At 50.1% G+C, this 16,393-nt stretch carries 12 protein-coding genes; 9 read left to right on the top strand and 3 right to left on the bottom strand.

The features are described from left to right. Window positions 1-45: 45 nt before the first annotated feature. From rpsA to CUZ56_RS02690, 5 genes are all read left to right on the top strand, one after another. Window positions 46-1,758, top strand: coding sequence for a 30S ribosomal protein S1 (gene rpsA, locus CUZ56_RS02710; protein ID WP_126977963.1), 1,713 nt, complete (start codon window positions 46-48; stop codon window positions 1,756-1,758). A gap of 26 nt (window positions 1,759-1,784) precedes the next feature. Continuing rightward, window positions 1,785-2,093 carry an integration host factor subunit beta gene (locus CUZ56_RS02705; protein WP_126977961.1) on the top strand — a complete coding sequence of 103 codons (309 nt, stop codon included), beginning with the start codon at window positions 1,785-1,787 and terminating at the stop codon, window positions 2,091-2,093. A 331-nt stretch (window positions 2,094-2,424) separates the two neighbouring features. Further along, window positions 2,425-2,700: a LapA family protein gene (locus CUZ56_RS02700; RefSeq protein ID WP_126977959.1), complete on the top strand. Its 276-nt coding sequence runs from the start codon at window positions 2,425-2,427 to the stop codon at window positions 2,698-2,700. 22 nt (window positions 2,701-2,722) lie between these two features. Beyond that, on the top strand, window positions 2,723-3,910 hold the full coding sequence (lapB, locus tag CUZ56_RS02695) for a lipopolysaccharide assembly protein LapB (protein ID WP_126977957.1): 1,188 nt from the start codon (window positions 2,723-2,725) through the stop codon (window positions 3,908-3,910). A gap of 121 nt (window positions 3,911-4,031) precedes the next feature. After that, a complete protein-coding gene (locus CUZ56_RS02690) occupies window positions 4,032-4,718 on the top strand; it encodes a hypothetical protein (RefSeq protein WP_126977955.1) in 687 nt (228 codons plus the stop codon). 99 nt (window positions 4,719-4,817) lie between these two features. Here CUZ56_RS02690 and CUZ56_RS02685 read toward each other — a convergent pair whose 3' ends face one another. Further along, on the bottom strand, window positions 4,818-6,218 hold the full coding sequence (locus CUZ56_RS02685; protein ID WP_126977953.1) for an RtcB family protein: 1,401 nt from the start codon (window positions 6,216-6,218) through the stop codon (window positions 4,818-4,820). A 293-nt stretch (window positions 6,219-6,511) separates the two neighbouring features. Between CUZ56_RS02685 and dnaE the strand changes: the two genes are divergently transcribed. From dnaE to CUZ56_RS02670, 3 genes are all read left to right on the top strand, one after another. Further along, window positions 6,512-9,982, top strand: a complete 3,471-nt coding sequence (gene dnaE, locus CUZ56_RS02680; protein WP_126977951.1) for a DNA polymerase III subunit alpha — start codon at window positions 6,512-6,514, stop codon at window positions 9,980-9,982. 451 nt (window positions 9,983-10,433) lie between these two features. Next, entirely contained in the window at window positions 10,434-11,837 is a 1,404-nt protein-coding gene (gene aspA / locus CUZ56_RS02675; protein WP_126977949.1) for an aspartate ammonia-lyase, read from the top strand. Between the two features lie 151 nt (window positions 11,838-11,988). Beyond that, window positions 11,989-13,344: an anaerobic C4-dicarboxylate transporter gene (locus CUZ56_RS02670; protein ID WP_126977947.1), complete on the top strand. Its 1,356-nt coding sequence runs from the start codon at window positions 11,989-11,991 to the stop codon at window positions 13,342-13,344. 135 nt (window positions 13,345-13,479) lie between these two features. Here the strand turns inward: CUZ56_RS02670 and serB are convergent, their stop codons facing one another. Beyond that, window positions 13,480-14,196 (bottom strand): phosphoserine phosphatase SerB, encoded by a 717-nt coding sequence (gene serB / locus CUZ56_RS02665; protein ID WP_126977945.1) that lies wholly within the window; start codon window positions 14,194-14,196, stop codon window positions 13,480-13,482. Window positions 14,197-14,350: 154 nt separating this feature from the next. Between serB and CUZ56_RS02660 the strand changes: the two genes are divergently transcribed. Beyond that, window positions 14,351-15,307 carry a tetratricopeptide repeat protein gene (locus CUZ56_RS02660; protein ID WP_162615231.1) on the top strand — a complete coding sequence of 319 codons (957 nt, stop codon included), beginning with the start codon at window positions 14,351-14,353 and terminating at the stop codon, window positions 15,305-15,307. A 280-nt stretch (window positions 15,308-15,587) separates the two neighbouring features. Here the strand turns inward: CUZ56_RS02660 and CUZ56_RS02655 are convergent, their stop codons facing one another. After that, window positions 15,588-16,391, bottom strand: coding sequence for a hypothetical protein (locus tag CUZ56_RS02655; RefSeq protein WP_126977941.1), 804 nt, complete (start codon window positions 16,389-16,391; stop codon window positions 15,588-15,590). Between the last annotated feature and the right edge of the window lie 2 nt (window positions 16,392-16,393).

The following is a 16,393-nucleotide window of genomic DNA, read 5'->3' as shown; positions in this document are numbered from 1 at the left end:
CAACAAGATTCCTGGTTGTTCTCCAGGAAGCATAGGAAATATTCAATGAATCAAACCGCTACCGTTCCGGCTACAGAATCTTTTGCCGAGCTGTTCGAGGAATCTCTCAAGCGTCATGAAATGAAAACCGGTGAAGTGATCACCGCCGAAGTTGTAGCTGTAGAGCACAATTTTGTCGTTGTGAATGCCGGCCTGAAATCTGAGGCTTACATCCCTATTGAAGAATTTAAAAATGACCAGGGTGAAATTGAAGTTCAGCCTGGTGATTTCGTCTCTGTTGCCATTGATGCGTTGGAAAACGGTTACGGCGACACCATTCTGTCACGTGACAAAGCCAAGCGTTTGGCGTCATGGTTGTCTTTGGAAACTGCGCTGGAATCTGGCGAGTTTGTCGAAGGTACTGTATCTGGCAAGGTTAAGGGCGGCCTGACTGTGATGGTCAATGGCATTCGTGCCTTCCTGCCTGGATCACTGATTGACACCCGCCCGATCAAGGACATGTCTCCTTATGAAGGCAAAACGATGGAATTCAAGGTCATTAAACTTGACCGCAAGCGCAATAACGTTGTGCTGTCCCGCCGTGCTGTGGTGGAAGCCAGCCAGGGTGAAGAGCGCGCCAAACTGCTGGAAAACCTGCAGGAAGGCACCATTGTTCACGGTGTGGTCAAAAACATCACCGACTACGGCGCATTCGTGGATCTGGGTGGTATCGATGGCCTGCTGCACATCACCGATATGGCATGGCGCCGTGTGCGTCACCCCAGTGAAGTGGTTCAGATCGGTCAGGAACTGGATGCCAAAGTGCTCAAGTTTGATTCCGAGAAAAACCGTGTTTCTCTGGGCCTGAAACAAATGGGTGATGATCCCTGGAATGGCGTGGCACGCCGTTATCCGGCCGGTACCCGCCTGTTTGGCAAGGTGACCAATATTGCTGATTACGGTGCATTTGTGGAACTGGAACCTGGCATTGAAGGGCTGGTACACGTTTCTGAAATGGACTGGACCAACAAGAACGTGGCGCCCAGCAAGGTTGTGACCCTGGGTGACGAAGTTGAAGTGATGGTGCTGGATATTGACGAAGACAAGCGCCGCATCAGCCTGGGCATGAAACAGTGCAAACCCAATCCCTGGGAAGAGTTCGCACAGAACTACAACCGTGGCGACAAGGTTTCCGGCCCGATCAAGTCCATTACCGATTTTGGCGTGTTTGTGGGCCTGACTTCCGGCATTGATGGCTTGGTGCATCTGTCTGACCTGTCCTGGAACGAACCCGGCGAAGCCGCAGTTCGCAACTATAAAAAAGGTCAGGAAGTTGAAGCCGTGGTTCTGGCGATCGACGTTGAACGTGAACGCATCTCTTTGGGCATTAAGCAGCTCGACAGCGATCCGTTTACCGCCTATGTCGGTATCAATGACCGTGGTCAGACCGTTACAGGTACTGTGAAGACCGTGGATGCCAAGGGTGCTGAAATTCAGCTGGCTGAAGATGTGACCGGTTATCTGCGCGCTTCTGAAATTTCACGCGAGCGCGTGGAAGATGCCCGCAATGTGCTCAAAGAAGGTGATGAAGTTACTGCGGTGATCACCAACATTGACCGCAAAGCGCGTAATATTCAGCTGTCTATCAAGGCAAAAGACGCTGCAGATCAGCAAGAAGCATTGCAACAGCTCAATTCTTCTCGCGAAGCTGCCGGTACAACCAACCTGGGTGCATTGCTGCGGGCCAAACTGGATCAAAGCAGTGATGATCAGTCTTAATCAATAGACTTGTCTGAAATATTACGATGACAACAAGAAGCGATCTGGTCAGTGAGCTGGCATCCAAATTTGAGCAATTGTCTCAACGGGATGCCGAGCTTGCGGTCAAAACGATTCTGGATGCGATGACCGAGGCACTTGCCAAAGGCCATCGCATTGAGATTCGGGGTTTTGGCAGCTTTTCAGTCACACGCCGCCCGCCTCGGGTGGGGCGTAACCCCCGTTCAGGCGAGCAGGTGATTGTGCCGGAAAAGCGAGTTCCTCATTTCAAGGCTGGAAAAGCACTGCGCGAAGCGGTTGATATTTTGTCAAACGACAAATCATCGGCTCAATAATTGTTGCTGTGTTTAGCCGTGCCTGCGATGGTTGAGGCCATATTTCTGCCTGAACTGTTGGTGTGAGCATCGCTGATCAATATGATGCCCTTGTCAATTAAATTGGCAAGGGTATTTTTATGGCATCAAGCTAAGCTGGTTATAGGCATGCTGGTTGGCACGGTAATTCAATCGATTCTCAATAAAGCGCTAAAATCACTTCGATGCAGGTTGATGATGGGTTTCCAACCTGTGTATCTGCTGCCGTGTGCAATGGCGTACAGGCGTGCAGATCAGTACGGATATTTTCGAGAGCAAGATAGCAACTGCTGATCTTGGCAGAAAGGTGCAGATGTTTAAAATCATTGCTTGGGTGATCAGTGCCCTTATTTTTATTTTGTTGCTGGTTTTTTCTCTGAATAACCTGGATCAGACCACGCTGAATTTCTTTGGCGGCATGTCCATTACGGTGCCCATGATTGTGCTGGTGCTGATTGTATTTGCCGCAGGCTGTGTTTTCGGCATGCTGGCGATGCTGCCTTTTGCATGGCGCCGCCGCAAGCAGATCAAGAATGCCACCAAGGCAATGGCCAAAACAACGGATACAGCACCGGCATCCCAAGCCTGATTCAGCAGAGTGATCAACGCATATGGATTTTGAACTTTGGTGGCTGTTTCTGATTATCCCTGCTGTTTTTGCACTGGGGTGGGGCGCTTCCCGCTTTGATATACGCCAGTGGCGCCAGGAGCAGCTTGATGCGCCGCGCGCATATTTTAAAGGCCTGAATTTTCTGCTGAATGAACAGCAGGATAAAGCCATTGATGCGTTCATTGAAGCCGTACAGTACGACCCCAATACATCTGAATTGCATTTTGCACTGGGAAATCTGTTTCGCCGCAGAGGAGAGTATGAGCGTGCTGTGCGGGTGCACCAGCATTTGTTAGGGCGTGCTGATCTTCCCACCGCTGAGCGCGACCGGGCCCAGTATGCGCTGGCACAGGATTATCTGAAAGCCGGACTGCTGGACCGTGCCGAGCAATCCTTTCGGGTGCTGGAAAATATTCCTGCTTACTCCCGGGAATCGCGCATGGCTTTGCTGACGCTGTATGAACGTGCGCATGACTGGCCGAACGCGATTGATGTGGCCAATGCGCTGGAGGATCAGAAAGCGGGTAACTTCGCACCCAGACGTGCGCATTACCACTGTGAATTGGCCGCTGTTGCACAGGTTTCGGGAGACTATGCCACGGTCTTGCATGAGCTGACACTGGCGCACCATGATTCGCCTGACAGCCCCCGGCCTTTGATTGAACTGGCGCGTTACCATCTGAAACGGGGCGATGTGGACGCTGCTTTCAAAAACTGGGCGGAATTGGCTCGTGTGGCTGCACAGGCTGTTCCACTGATTGCCCCTGAAGTCGCCCAGTTTATTCAGGGCATGGAAAGTTCGGACCAGTTTTCTGCACAGCAGCAGGAGCGCTGGCGGCAAATGGCGCTGGACCTGCTGGACGGTGCTTATGCGCATCAGGCTTCGCTTGATATTCTGACCGCGCAGGTGGATATAGAAACCGACCATCAAAAACGCCACGCCCGCTTGCTGGCATACCTGGAGCATCACCCTTCTGTGGTGGCTGCGGCCGAGTTATTGAATACCATGCAGACAGAAGATCAAAGCAAGGAAACCGTGGCCATCAGGCGCACCCTGGAACGGGCGGCCAAACCGATGGACCGCTACCGTTGCGCTGCCTGCGGGTTTGAGTCAACACATTATTTCTGGCAGTGTCCGGGTTGCCAGAGCTGGGACAGTTATCCGCCCAGAAGGGTAGAGGAGTTTTAGTTGCCATGTGAGGGCAAATGGCATGATGCTTGAAGTAAACAATACAACTGATCAAAGCACAATACCTGTTGAATGTTAAAAAGGGGCTTACCGGATGCGGTTTCAGAAGAATCATCTCAAAATGGCCAGCCAATTGCTGTCGAGCGCTTTGGGTCACTCCAAAAAGTTTGGCATACAGGGGCTTAAAGCCGTTGGTTTGATCGCACTGCTGTTTATTCCAACCAACCTTCTGTTTGGTGTGATCAGTCTGTTTTATTACGATACAACCCATCAAACGGTTTATTGGGCGTCGGTGTTGATCACATGGGTGATTGGTTTTGGGATGGTTATCTGGGCAGTATTGCGTGTTTATCAGTACCTGATTTTCAAGGGGCTGAATACGGTGTACGACAGTTCCGAGAGTCTGGTATATGGCTTTTGTGAACAGGCAGTTGCACAGGCTGCCAGGCTGTCCGGTGATTATTTCAAAATGGATGCCGATAAACTGCAGAAAGCATTTGAGATAGATGCAATGTTAAGCCAGTCGTATACAGAGAAGGTGCCGGAAGCCGCACGTAAAGTGATCCAACTGGTTTTAGAGCGGGTGCCTTTCGGTGGTTTTGTGCTTGGCGTCAAGGATGTGATTGTGCGCGGTGACCAGGCTGGTGCAGCACAACTGCTGCATGGCAAAATTGATGACTATGTGCATGACAATCTCTTTGGCGATGTCAACATGCGCTGGATGTTTTGGTTTTGGCCGCTGAACGTCGTCATTCAGGTCATTGTCATGATGGCCAACAAAAACTATCTGTTCTTGCTACTGGGTTGATGTATTTTTCTTGAGCAGCATGTGAGCTGTATGTAAGCAGATGAGCCCCTACCTGCAAAGGTAGGGGCATTATTTTGAGGGTGATTGCAGCAGACTTCATCATGCTTTGAAAGTCATCCAGGGGCGCAGCCGCGCAACAGCCTGAATCATGCCGGCCTGTTCCTGTGCTTCGATCACTGGCCCTACAGGTTTATACGCCTGCGGGGCTTCTTCCAGTTTTCTGGATTCGTTCAGTGTCACACAATGCCAGGGCAGGTGATCATCATGTATGGACGCCGGTTTCTGGGCGCGCATCTGCTGCCGGCGAACTGTACGCCCAGCCCCGTGCGAGCAGGACCAGAGCCATTCTTCATTGCCCAGACCTGAGACCACATAGGAATAATCGCCCATGGAACCCGGAATGAGCGCGAGTTTGTTTTCATGTGCCGGGGTTGCGCCTTTGCGATGAATATTCATACCGTGTTCACGTATCACAATATTGTGAGGAATATCCACAACCAGTTGTGTGTTGTCTTGTGCAAAGACCTGCGACCACACCTGCCGGATCAGTTCTGCCAGCACAACCCGGTTGGCCCAGGCGTAGCGCGCTGCAACGCCCATGGCCAGCATGTATTCGTCTGCCAGCAGGCCGCTTAAACCATACAGCCCTGATTGCGGATGTTTGACACTTGCAGGCCAGGCGGCTTTCGCACGGTCCATCCAGCGCTGCCCGACATAAAAGCCCACATCACGTGACCCGCTGTGAATCATGATCACAACCTGCCCGGCTTTTAAACCGGCTGCGTAAGCGGCATGGCGGTCCAATACCTTGTCCACCACCTGCAACTCAACAAAGTGGTTGCCCGAGCCTGTGGTGCCCAGGCTGGCCGGGCGAATCAGTTCACGCGTGTCAGAAAATGCTTGCGGCGCATAGCGATTATCAGCGTGCAAAGAAGGCAGGCAGAGTGCGGCATGAAGTTCATGCTGCAAACGCTGGAAATCAACCTGCTGCCAGATCCCGGCTGGTTTTAGGCTTTCCAGCCATGCTGCCGGGCTGTCGTCAAACAACACTGAAAACGAGTGGCCCGGAATAGGAACATCACGCTGGTCATGCAGTAAGACCATGCTGAGCATATGCTCCAGCAGCTTTTGTTTATCAATTACGTGATCAAGCGTTAGCCCTGTGGTCATCAGACGCATACCGCAATTGATGTCGGTGCCAATGGCAGCGGGAATCACCAGATCCGGTGTGGTCGCAACAATGCTGCCTACAGGCGCAATGGAGCCGGTATGAAAGTCCGGCGTTGCGCAGGCCTTGCACACGTGCGAGGTATGACCAGGAACCTGGACGGCGGCAAAATTGAGTAACTGTTGAACCGCTTTTTGTTCGAGCTTGAACGACTCGGGCAGCAGGACCGTCGCCTGAGAATGTTCGCTTTGTAAACGGTAAATGCGGTTGTTGTATCCAACCTGTATGCCTTGTTTGGACAGGTGTTTTTGTAAACGATGGAAATTTGACATGAAATGCTACCTAGAAAAACACGTAAATGCGCCCTGGATGCATATCCAGAGAGTGTTTTTCTTTTCCGCAGCAGCTTTTCAAGAAAAGAAGAGAACTGAATTCTATTGAATTTTGCCAGGCTGATCAAGCAGAGCTTGCATAAGGTGTTGTTTTTTCAGGTTTGAATGCGGGTCAACCTGGCCTGCCAAAATGAAGTGCGATGGTATCCATGGTGTGCGATCAACATATGGAGAAGCTGAAATCGCATACAATCTTTTGTGTCGCACACGAATCTTTCATTTTGATAAAACGCATGTTTGTTCACCTTCGCCTCCACTCTGAATTTTCTATCGTTGACAGCTCCATCCGTATTGACGAGGTTGTGAAAGCCGCAGCAGATGACGGGCAGGCTGCCCTGGCCCTGACCGATCTGGGGAATTTGTTTGGCGCGTTGAAGATGTACAAGGCAGCACGTAAAGCAGGCATCAAACCGATTTTGGGTGCAGAGGTCTGGCTGGCTGAAAATGAGGCTTTAGGTATTCATCAGGCCTCGCGTGTTATTTTGCTGGTGCAGAACCAGCAGGGCTACCATAACCTGTGTGATCTGCTGAGCCGGGCCTGGGTGGAGAATGTGGTGCGTGACCAGGCGCAGGTTAAATGGGACTGGCTTGATGAATTGAGCGATGGGCTGATTCTTTTAACCGGTGCGGCAGCAGGCCCGCTGGCAAGCGCATTGCTGCAAAACGATGAGAAACGTGTTTCTCACGTTACGCTGGAGTTGGCGCGGATGTTTCCGCACCGGCTTTATCTGGAGGTGCAACGTGCCGGGGCTTCTGGCGAGGCATTGCTGACGGCCACCGCGCAGTTGGCGGCCCGGCTGAACCTGCCTTTGGTGGCCACGCATCCGACCCAGTTTTTGCGGGAAGAGGATTTTGAGGCGCACGAGGCCCGTGTCTGTATTTCCGAAGGTGAAACACTGGCCAATCCGCGGTGGGTGCGTCATTTCACGAAAGACCAGTACTTTAAATCGCAGCAGGAAATGCAGGCGCTTTTTGCCGATCTGCCTTCTGCTGTGGCGAATACGGTTGAGATTGCCAAGCGCTGTAGCCTGAGCCTGGTATTGGGCAAGCCCCAGTTGCCGCATTTTCCAACACCTGAGGTTGACGGCGTGCCTATGCCGGTTGGGGACTACTTCCGGCAGTTGTCTTTTGCCGGTTTGCAAGAACGGCTGGTATTTTTATATCCCGACGAGGCCGAGCGTGAGCAGCACCGTCCGGTATATGAGCAAAGGCTTGATTTCGAACTGGACATTATCCTGAAAATGGATTTCCCAGGTTACTTTCTGATTGTGGCGGACTTCATCAACTGGGCTAAAAATAATGAATGTCCGGTCGGGCCGGGACGTGGTTCTGGTGCGGGTTCCCTGGTGGCGTATGCGCTTAAAATTACCGATCTTGATCCGCTGCGTTATAACCTGCTGTTCGAACGTTTTCTGAACCCTGAACGTGTTTCCATGCCTGACTTTGACGTGGACTTTTGCCAGGGGAACCGGGACCGTGTGATTGAATATGTCAAGGAGCGTTATGGACGCGCGTCGGTCAGCCAGATTGCCACATTCGGTACCATGGCTGCACGCGGTGTGGTGCGGGACGTGGGCCGGGTGATGGATTATGGCTACAACTTTTGTGACGGTATATCCAAGCTGATTCCGAATAAGCCGGGCGCGCATGTAACCATTGAATCGGCCTTGCGTGATGAGCCTTTGCTGGCTGAGCGTGATGCCAATGAAGAAGAAGTGCATCAGTTGCTGGAAATGGCGCAAAAGCTTGAAGGACTGACACGCAATGTGGGGATGCATGCCGGTGGTGTGTTGATTGCCCCAGGGCCGCTGATTGATTTTTGCCCGCTGTATATGCAGCCTGGCAGCGACGCTGCCGTCAGCCAGTTTGACAAGGATGATGTTGAAGCCATTGGCCTGGTGAAGTTTGACTTTCTGGGGCTTGCAACGCTGACCATTCTGGAGCAGACGCGTCAATTCATCAGCCGCAATCATGCGGATATGCGTGACTTTGACTTTTCGCACCTGTCGCTGGATGACAAGGCAACCTATCAGTTGATGAGCGAGGGGAAAACGGTTTCCGTGTTCCAGCTTGAAAGTCGCGGCATGCAGGGCATGTTGCGTGATGCACGTCCCAGTGTGTTTGAGGATGTGATTGCTCTGGTGGCGCTGTACCGCCCGGGGCCAATGGATCTGATTCCTTCTTTCTGTGCACGTAAGCATGGCCGCGAAGCGGTTGAGTATGCACATCCGCTGATGGAGCCGGTGCTGCGCGAAACCTATGGCATCATGATCTATCAGGAACAGGTGATGCAGGTTGCACAGCGGCTTGGCGGTTACTCACTTGGAGGCGCCGATTTGCTGCGCCGCGCCATGGGGAAGAAAAAAGTCGAAGAAATGGCCAAGCACCGCGCTATTTTTGCCGAAGGTGCTGCCAAGAATCATATTTCCCAGGCCAAGGCAGATGAAATTTTTGACTTGATGGAAAAGTTTGCCGGGTATGGCTTTAACAAGTCGCACGCAGCGGCCTATGCCTTGCTGTCGTATTACACTGCCTGGGCCAAGGTGCACTATACCGCTGAATTTGCCGCCGGCAACATGACGGTTTCGATTGACGATACCGATAAGTTGAAGGTGTTTTATGACGATGCCGTTGAAATGGGCATTGTGTTTGAAGCGCCGGATGTGAACCGGGGAACGTATGGGTTTGATCCTGTTTCTTCGCAATGCGTACGTTATGGCCTGGGGGCGATCAAAGGGACAGGAGAGGGTGCGATTGAGGCGATTGTGCAGGCACGCCATGCCGGAGGGCCGTTTACAACACTGTTTGACTTCTGTAACCGGGTTGACCGCAGCCGTGTCAACAAACGCACGGTGGAAGCGTTGATCAAGGCGGGTGCATTTGACACGATTCAGCGGAATCGTGCGGCGATGGCTGCCAGCGTTGATCTGGCGTTTGAATATGCTGAACAGCAGGCGCAGAATATCAACCAGTGCGGGCTTTTTGATACGCTGGGAGAGGCGGCCTCTGATGAAGAACCGGCACTGGCACAGACAGCGCCATGGTCGATCAAAGAACAATTGATGCGTGAGAAGGAAGCCATCGGCTTTTTTCTGTCAGGGCATCTTTTTGATGAATATGAGCGTGAAGTGCGCCGGTTTGCCAAAACACGTATTGCAGACCTGGTGGATAGCCGCGAACCGCAACTGCTTGCTGGTATGGTGACCAATGTGCGCACCGTGAACGGGCAGCGGGGGAAAGTAACGATTTTCAGCCTGGAAGACAAATCAGGCAGTATTGAAGCGGTTGCCAACGAGGAAATCGCATCACAATGGCGCGATGCACTGAAAGACGATGAATTGCTGGTGGCGCAATGCAAACTGGCACCGGATCGTTTTTCGGGAGGTTTGCGTGCCAATGTCATACAACTGTGGGATCTGCCAGCGGCACGCTGCCGTTTTGGGCAGTTTCTGAAAATTGCAGTCAATGGCCAAACGCCTGATGTTGCGTCGCTGATTCAGGCTTTTCCCGCTCAGACCGTCATCACTGACGATGGTGATGAATTGCGGCAGGGTGTGAAAGTTCGGGTGGCGTTGCACCGCGATGGGTTTTATGCGGAAATTGATTTGGGTGAGTATTCCCGATTTTTCCCAAGTGATGCTGCCATAGCGTGCTGGCGGATGCAGGCCGACCAGGGACAGGCTGAGATCATTTACGCCGGCTAGGCCCGGGCCTGTCAAAAGCTTTTATCTTTTCATCAATCAGCCTGATGGGTTGCTTTTGGCGTGCCTGCATGCCAAGGCGGTGTTGTATTTCTTGTGGCTGTGGCAAGCCCCAGAACGAATGGCTGAAAAAATAGAAAGTGTAACAAAAGTATTTCCTCTTTTCGAAGAGGGAATTTTTTACACACACAGCTGATAATTATAACATAGGGCGGGTTTGAAATAAATAAAAAGAGATGCTATAAATTAACATGCGTCAATGAAATTTATTTTTTTGCAGATAGAATGAAAAACATAAATTTAAAGTGCAACTGAAATTAATATAAATTTATTTAACTTCTTATTTGTTAGTCAATCAATCACAATTTTGTGGTATGTGAAATATCTGGGCCCATTAATTAATTGGAGAATTAATTAGTGGGCAATTTGTTTTAAGAATATGGAAGGGAAGAAAATGGCTCGAATTGAAAAAGATTTTTTGGGTGAAAAAGAAGTCCCGGATGATGTTTATTATGGTGTTCAAACACTTCGTGCTAAAGAAAACTTCTACATTACCGGAATCCCTATGTCAACGGAGCCCAATCTGATTAAGGCATTTGCCTATGTCAAGAAGGCTGCGGCCATGACAAACTGCCAGTTAGGGGTGTTAGATAAAACAGTAGCCGATGCCATCGTTCAGGCGTGTGACCGTTTGATTGCAGGGCAGTACCTGGATCAATTTATTACAGATTCGATACAAGGGGGGGCAGGTACCTCCTTTAATATGAATACCAATGAAGTCATCGCCAATGTGGCGCTTGAAATCATGGGTAAACCCAAGGGCGAATATTCGATCGTCAGCCCCAACGACCATGTCAACTGCTCGCAGTCAACCAATGACGCCTATCCAACGGCATTTCGTCTGGCCCTGATCATGCGGTTGCGTGAGTATATGAAGACGCTGGAGGGGCTGCAGGACGCTTTGTCTAAAAAGAGCGTTGAGTTTGACCACGTACTGAAAATGGGGCGTACCCATTTGCAGGATGCAGTGCCGATGTCGATGGGGGCCGAATTCCATGGTTTTGCCACAACCATTGGCGAAGAGATTCAGCGCATTGCAGAGTCGAACCTGTTGCTGCGTGAGATCAATCTGGGGGCCACTGCCATTGGCACCTCGGTCAATGCGCCCGAAGGTTATCCGGAACTGGCCACTTTGAACCTGAGCAAAATCACCGGCATTGAGTTTGTTCTGGCAAGTGACTTGGTTGAGGCTACTTCTGATACAGGGGCTTACGTTCAGCTCTCAGGTGTGCTGAAGCGCACAGCGGTCAAGTTGACCAAAATCTGTAACGATTTGCGTTTGCTGTCTTCCGGGCCGCGCTGTGGTTTGAATGAAATTAACCTGCCGCAGCTCCAGCCTGGCTCTTCAATCATGCCCGGCAAGGTCAATCCGGTTATCCCTGAAGTGGTGAATCAGACCAGCTTTTTTGTGATCGGTATGGATTTAACGGTGACATTGGCAGCTTCGGCAGGGCAGTTGCAGCTCAATGTGATGGAGCCAGTGATTGGCTTTGCACTTTTCAGTTCGATCAGTGCCATGCAAAATGCAGTGAAAAGCCTGACGGACAACTGTATTAAAGGCATCACTGCAAATGCCGAGCGCACCGCTGCTATGGTGATGGGGGCGTTGGGCATTGTGACACAATTGAGCCCGATTCTGGGGTATAAGCAGTGCGCAGAAATTGCGCGTGAAGGGTATAAAGAAAATAAATCAATCCATGATATTGTGGTTTTAGAGAAAAAACTCATTACGCAAGAGAAATGGGACGAAGTATTTTCTTTTGAAAATTTGATCCACCCGCATTTCATTAAAAGCTAATTAAATAAGTGAGGCTATTTCAGATAATTTAATAATATTAAATGATGTATTTTAAATATACCTAATATAAGCAGAAGCATTTATATGATTTATATATAGAGGCTTCTGCTTTGCAGGGAGTTTTGATAATTCAGCGATAGAGGAGAGTGTTATGGATTTCAGTGTTATCCTTCAACTCGCCATTGTGCTAGGAGCAATTTACCTAGGTGCCCGAATGGGAAGCATAGGTATTGGCTTTGCGGGTGGCCTAGGCGTCTTGGCTTTAGCTATTTTCCAGGTTCCGGTTAACTTTGGCCGCATTCCGGTTGATGTGATGCTGATCATCATGTCGGTGATCTGTGCGATTGCCGCCATGCAGGTGGCCGGCGGTGTTGACTGGCTGGTGGTTGTGACCGAGCGCTTGTTGCGTAAGCATCCACGCTATATCACTTACCTGGCGCCGATCGTCACCTATCTGATGACTGTGATGGCTGGAACCGGTCATACGGCATTTTCCACGCTCCCTGTGATTGCTGAAGTGGCGAAGGAAGAGGGTATTCGTCCCTCTCGGCCGCTCTCCATTGCTGTGGTTTCTTCTCAGGTCGCTATTACGGCGTCCCCCATTTCGGCGGCGGTTGTTTTTTATGCGGGTGAGCTTGAGAAGAACTTTAATGTGGGTTATCTGACATTCCTTGCGATTTGTATTCCAACCACTTTTCTTGCCGTGATGATTACAGCCTTTATTGCGAATCATCTGGGCAAAGACCTTAAAGATGATCCTGTTTACCAGGAACGTCTGGCGAAAGGCCTGGTGCAAATGCGCGGTGTGAGCAATATTCCCATTTTGCCAACGGCCAAGCGTTCAGTGCTTATTTTTGTGATTGCCATTGTTGCCGTTATGATCTATGCCGTCCTGATCAGCAACAACCTGGGCATTATCGAAAAACCGACGATTACCCGCGATAGCGCTATCATCACGTTTATGCTGACAGCAGCCACGTTGATTGTTCTTTTCTGCAAGATTGATATCAGCAAAATTCTGACCGCACAGACTTTTAAATCAGGTATGAGTGCGAGTGTGTGTATTCTGGGGGTGGCCTGGTTGGGAACCACCTTTGTTGATGCGCATACGCAGGACATTACCCGCTTGGCAACAGACCTGGTCTCGAGTCAGCCCTGGTTGCTGGCGGTGGCTTACTTCTTTGCTTCCATGTTGCTTTATTCACAGGCATCAACCGCCAAGGCGATTTGGCCTGCAGCGATTGCGGTGCTTATGGCAAGTGTTGCAGCAGGTGGTATTTCAGAGCAATCGGCGGCAATTACTTTAGTAGGTTCTTTTGCTGCGGTGTCTGCGCTGTTCATTCTGCCGACTTATCCGACTCTGCTGGCTGCGGTGGAAATGGACGATACCGGCTCAACCCGCATTGGCAAATATGTGTTTAACCACCCATTCCTGATCCCAGGAACGGTGTGTATTGTATTGTCGGTCGTGTTTGGCTTTATCTGGGGTGGAATTCTGTTAAGCTGATTTCAGTTTAACGAGTGAGACTAATGCGGTTCAGGTACCTGAACCGCATTTTTATTGCGGTGAGTGATTCTGCGTGGTCACTGAATAAGCCTCATGAGAGGGACAGCTGCCGTATTGTTGCAAGTGTGTTTTCAGTTAGGGCAGCACTATTTCCAGCAGGCGGTTCAGCCCACCTTCATTGATGGCGATTTTGGCCTGTGAGCGAACAACAGGTTTGGCATGGTAGGCCACAGATAAACCTGCTACGCTCATCATCGGCAGGTCATTGGCACCATCTCCCATCGCGATGGTTTTCTTTGGGTCTATATTCAATGAGGCGCAGGTGGTCAGCAGCATGCGTTTTTTTTCTTCCCCGTCACATATATCGCCCCAGGGCTGGTCCAGCAGGCGCCCGGTCAGTTTGCCGTCTGCAATTTCGAGCACATTGGAGCGTGTATAGTCCAGCCCTAAACAGCGTTGCAGTTCATCGGTATAAACAGTAAACCCACCGGATACCAGCATGGTCTTCAGTCCGGCTGCCTGCGCGGTTCGTATCAACTGTTCTGCGCCCGGGTTGAGCCGCATGCGCTGATCACGGACTTTTTCCAAGGCACTGAATGGAACGCCTTTTAACAATGCAACCCGCCGTCTCAGGCTTTCTTTGTAATCGCTGATTTCCCCGCGCATTGCCGCTTCAGTGATGGCAGAAACTTCGGCTTTTTTTCCTACAGCCGCAGCAATCTCATCAACCGTTTCCATATCGATCAGGGTAGAGTCCATGTCAAATGCGATCAGGGCGAAGTCTTTCAGGTACAAGGGAGGCTGAATCTGCTGAATGACAATGCCGGGGAGGTATTCAGTGGATGTAGTCATGACGGTATATGATCGAATACGGTAAACATTACATTTTTACCGCAGTATGAAATCTGTGCTGCAGGTCGGGAATCTTTTTCAATTTTGCATATTGAAATTGCATTAAACTATAACTTTTTCTGTTGAATAGAAATATTATATGAGCCTGTATAACATGTTACGAAAACTGGGTGCGGGTATTTTGCTGGCTACCTGCGCTGTTTTTACGCTGAATGCAGTTGCAATGCCCTCATCATCAGGGGAGAGTACACCAGCAATATACAACTGGGTACAAATGCCGCTGGATGAGCGTATTGCTCTGGCTCAACAGGGCAACGTGGAGGCACAGTTCAATGTGGGCTACCTTTATCTGACAAACACCCTGGTCAAGCAGGATGTTGATACGGCTAAAAAATGGCTGGTTGAGGCTGCAACGCAAGGACACGTCGACGCCATGCTGCTGTTGTGCAGTGAGCTTGATGAACCGCAGTGGGGTGCATCTTTAATGGCGGCTGCACAAAATGGCAACACCCAGGCACAGGAAAACCTGGTTGACTACGCCAACAGCAACTGTTTTGGAGAAATGCCTTACAACGAGGTGGAGCAGCTTAAGCGCCAATGGCAGGAACAGATTTTTGCAGCTTACGAGCACGCAGCCCAACAGGGCAATGAATGGGCACAGTTTCAAGTGGGGGCATATTACAGATCGGGCGAAGGTGTTGAGCAGGACCGGGAAAAAGCGGCATATTGGTGGCAGCAGTCAGCAGATCAGGGAAATCAGTTGGCTGTACTGGCTTTAGATAAGCTACTGGATTCGGGTAACGTGACAGATGAAAGCGTGATTCAGAGTCTACGCAGGCGCGTTGAGCTGCATGAGGTCAGTGCGGCTGAAATGGTGCTTTTGGGCATATTTTATGTTGATAAAAAAGAGCCGCGCAATCTGGAGAAAGCTTTTGTACTGATGTCGATGTCCATTGCTGGTACGGTACGTTTTTCTCACACCCCTGATTTAGAGGTTTTCAAAGTGTTGATGCTCAGAGACCTGGTTTTTGAAAAAATGAATGTTTCGCAAACACAAGCCGACGCTTTGCTGAAACAATGCATGAAGGATTTTTCAGAAAACTGTTATTAAACCGTTTGCCTGTAAGTGGAAAAGGCGCTTCCGGCTGCAAACATGCAGCCAGCACAAAACTATATGTTGCTATATTGGGGGCTTCATTTTCCATCCGGGTTTGAACAGATTTCAGCTTTGAATATTGTCATGATAGCCGAGTCTGGGAGGGACCAGTGTAAGGCAATAAACCTGTTATTTGTTTCTGGATCAACCGCTGCAAGAACCTTGCGGTTATTTCTTGTTTCCCAGTGCTGATAAGGCGGTAGAATTTTTTTTCTGAGCAGCAGTGAGCAACAGGTCAGTAAGGGGCGGTGATTTCTTCGAATTGCATGTTGTTGAAATCATGCAGTACATGAATATTTTTTATGCCATTATCACTTAGCTGAGCTGATAAAAGTTTTCCATGTTCCGCCCAGACCAGGCGTTGCTGGGTATTGTCCCAGTCAGCCCACTCCCAGTCGCTTTTATCATAGATAGTATTGGTTGAGATGTGCAGCAACTGATGTGGTGTGTATTCGGGAGATTTGTTTTTGGGAATGGGTACGCTTACTTTTTTCAGTAATTTCCAGTGAGGATGGATTTGTTTTTCGAATGCAATCAGTTTGTTGTATCCTGCAGATTCATTGTGAATACTGTTCCAGCCATCACGCAAGGCGATTATTTCTGAGTAGCGGTTATCAGCGCCAAAAGCAGTGCAGGAGGTAATGTTCAGGTGGCTGTTTTTGTATTTGGGCTTGCGGATTGAGGTAGCTAAGCAATATGTATCATTGGATAAGAAGAGTGCCTGGTAGTAATCAGCATCATCAAAGAAATCAAGTGCTTTAAGATAAGGCATGCACGATACAGCGATCCACGATTTATAGGAATGCTGCCCCCGGGCACGGTAAATCATGTGTTTGCCGTCCGGTGAGACGTCGCATTCATGGGCGAAGATGCGACCCTTAAGCCATTGTCCTAATGTAAATGTATCATCGGCACGGTCCCACAAGATGCTTGCTGTATGCATGGTTGGGCCGCGGCGAAGTACGAGTGACAATGAAGACGCTCTGGCCAGTTTGACATGCAGGCGGGCAGGAAGCATTTTATTTATGGGCGTATTCATAT

This window comes from Saezia sanguinis, from assembly GCF_003991585.1.
Classification (GTDB): domain Bacteria; phylum Pseudomonadota; class Gammaproteobacteria; order Burkholderiales; family Burkholderiaceae_C; genus Saezia; species Saezia sanguinis.
The sequence above is the reverse complement of the archived record's forward strand: the minus strand, read 5'-3'. Positions and strand labels throughout refer to the sequence as shown.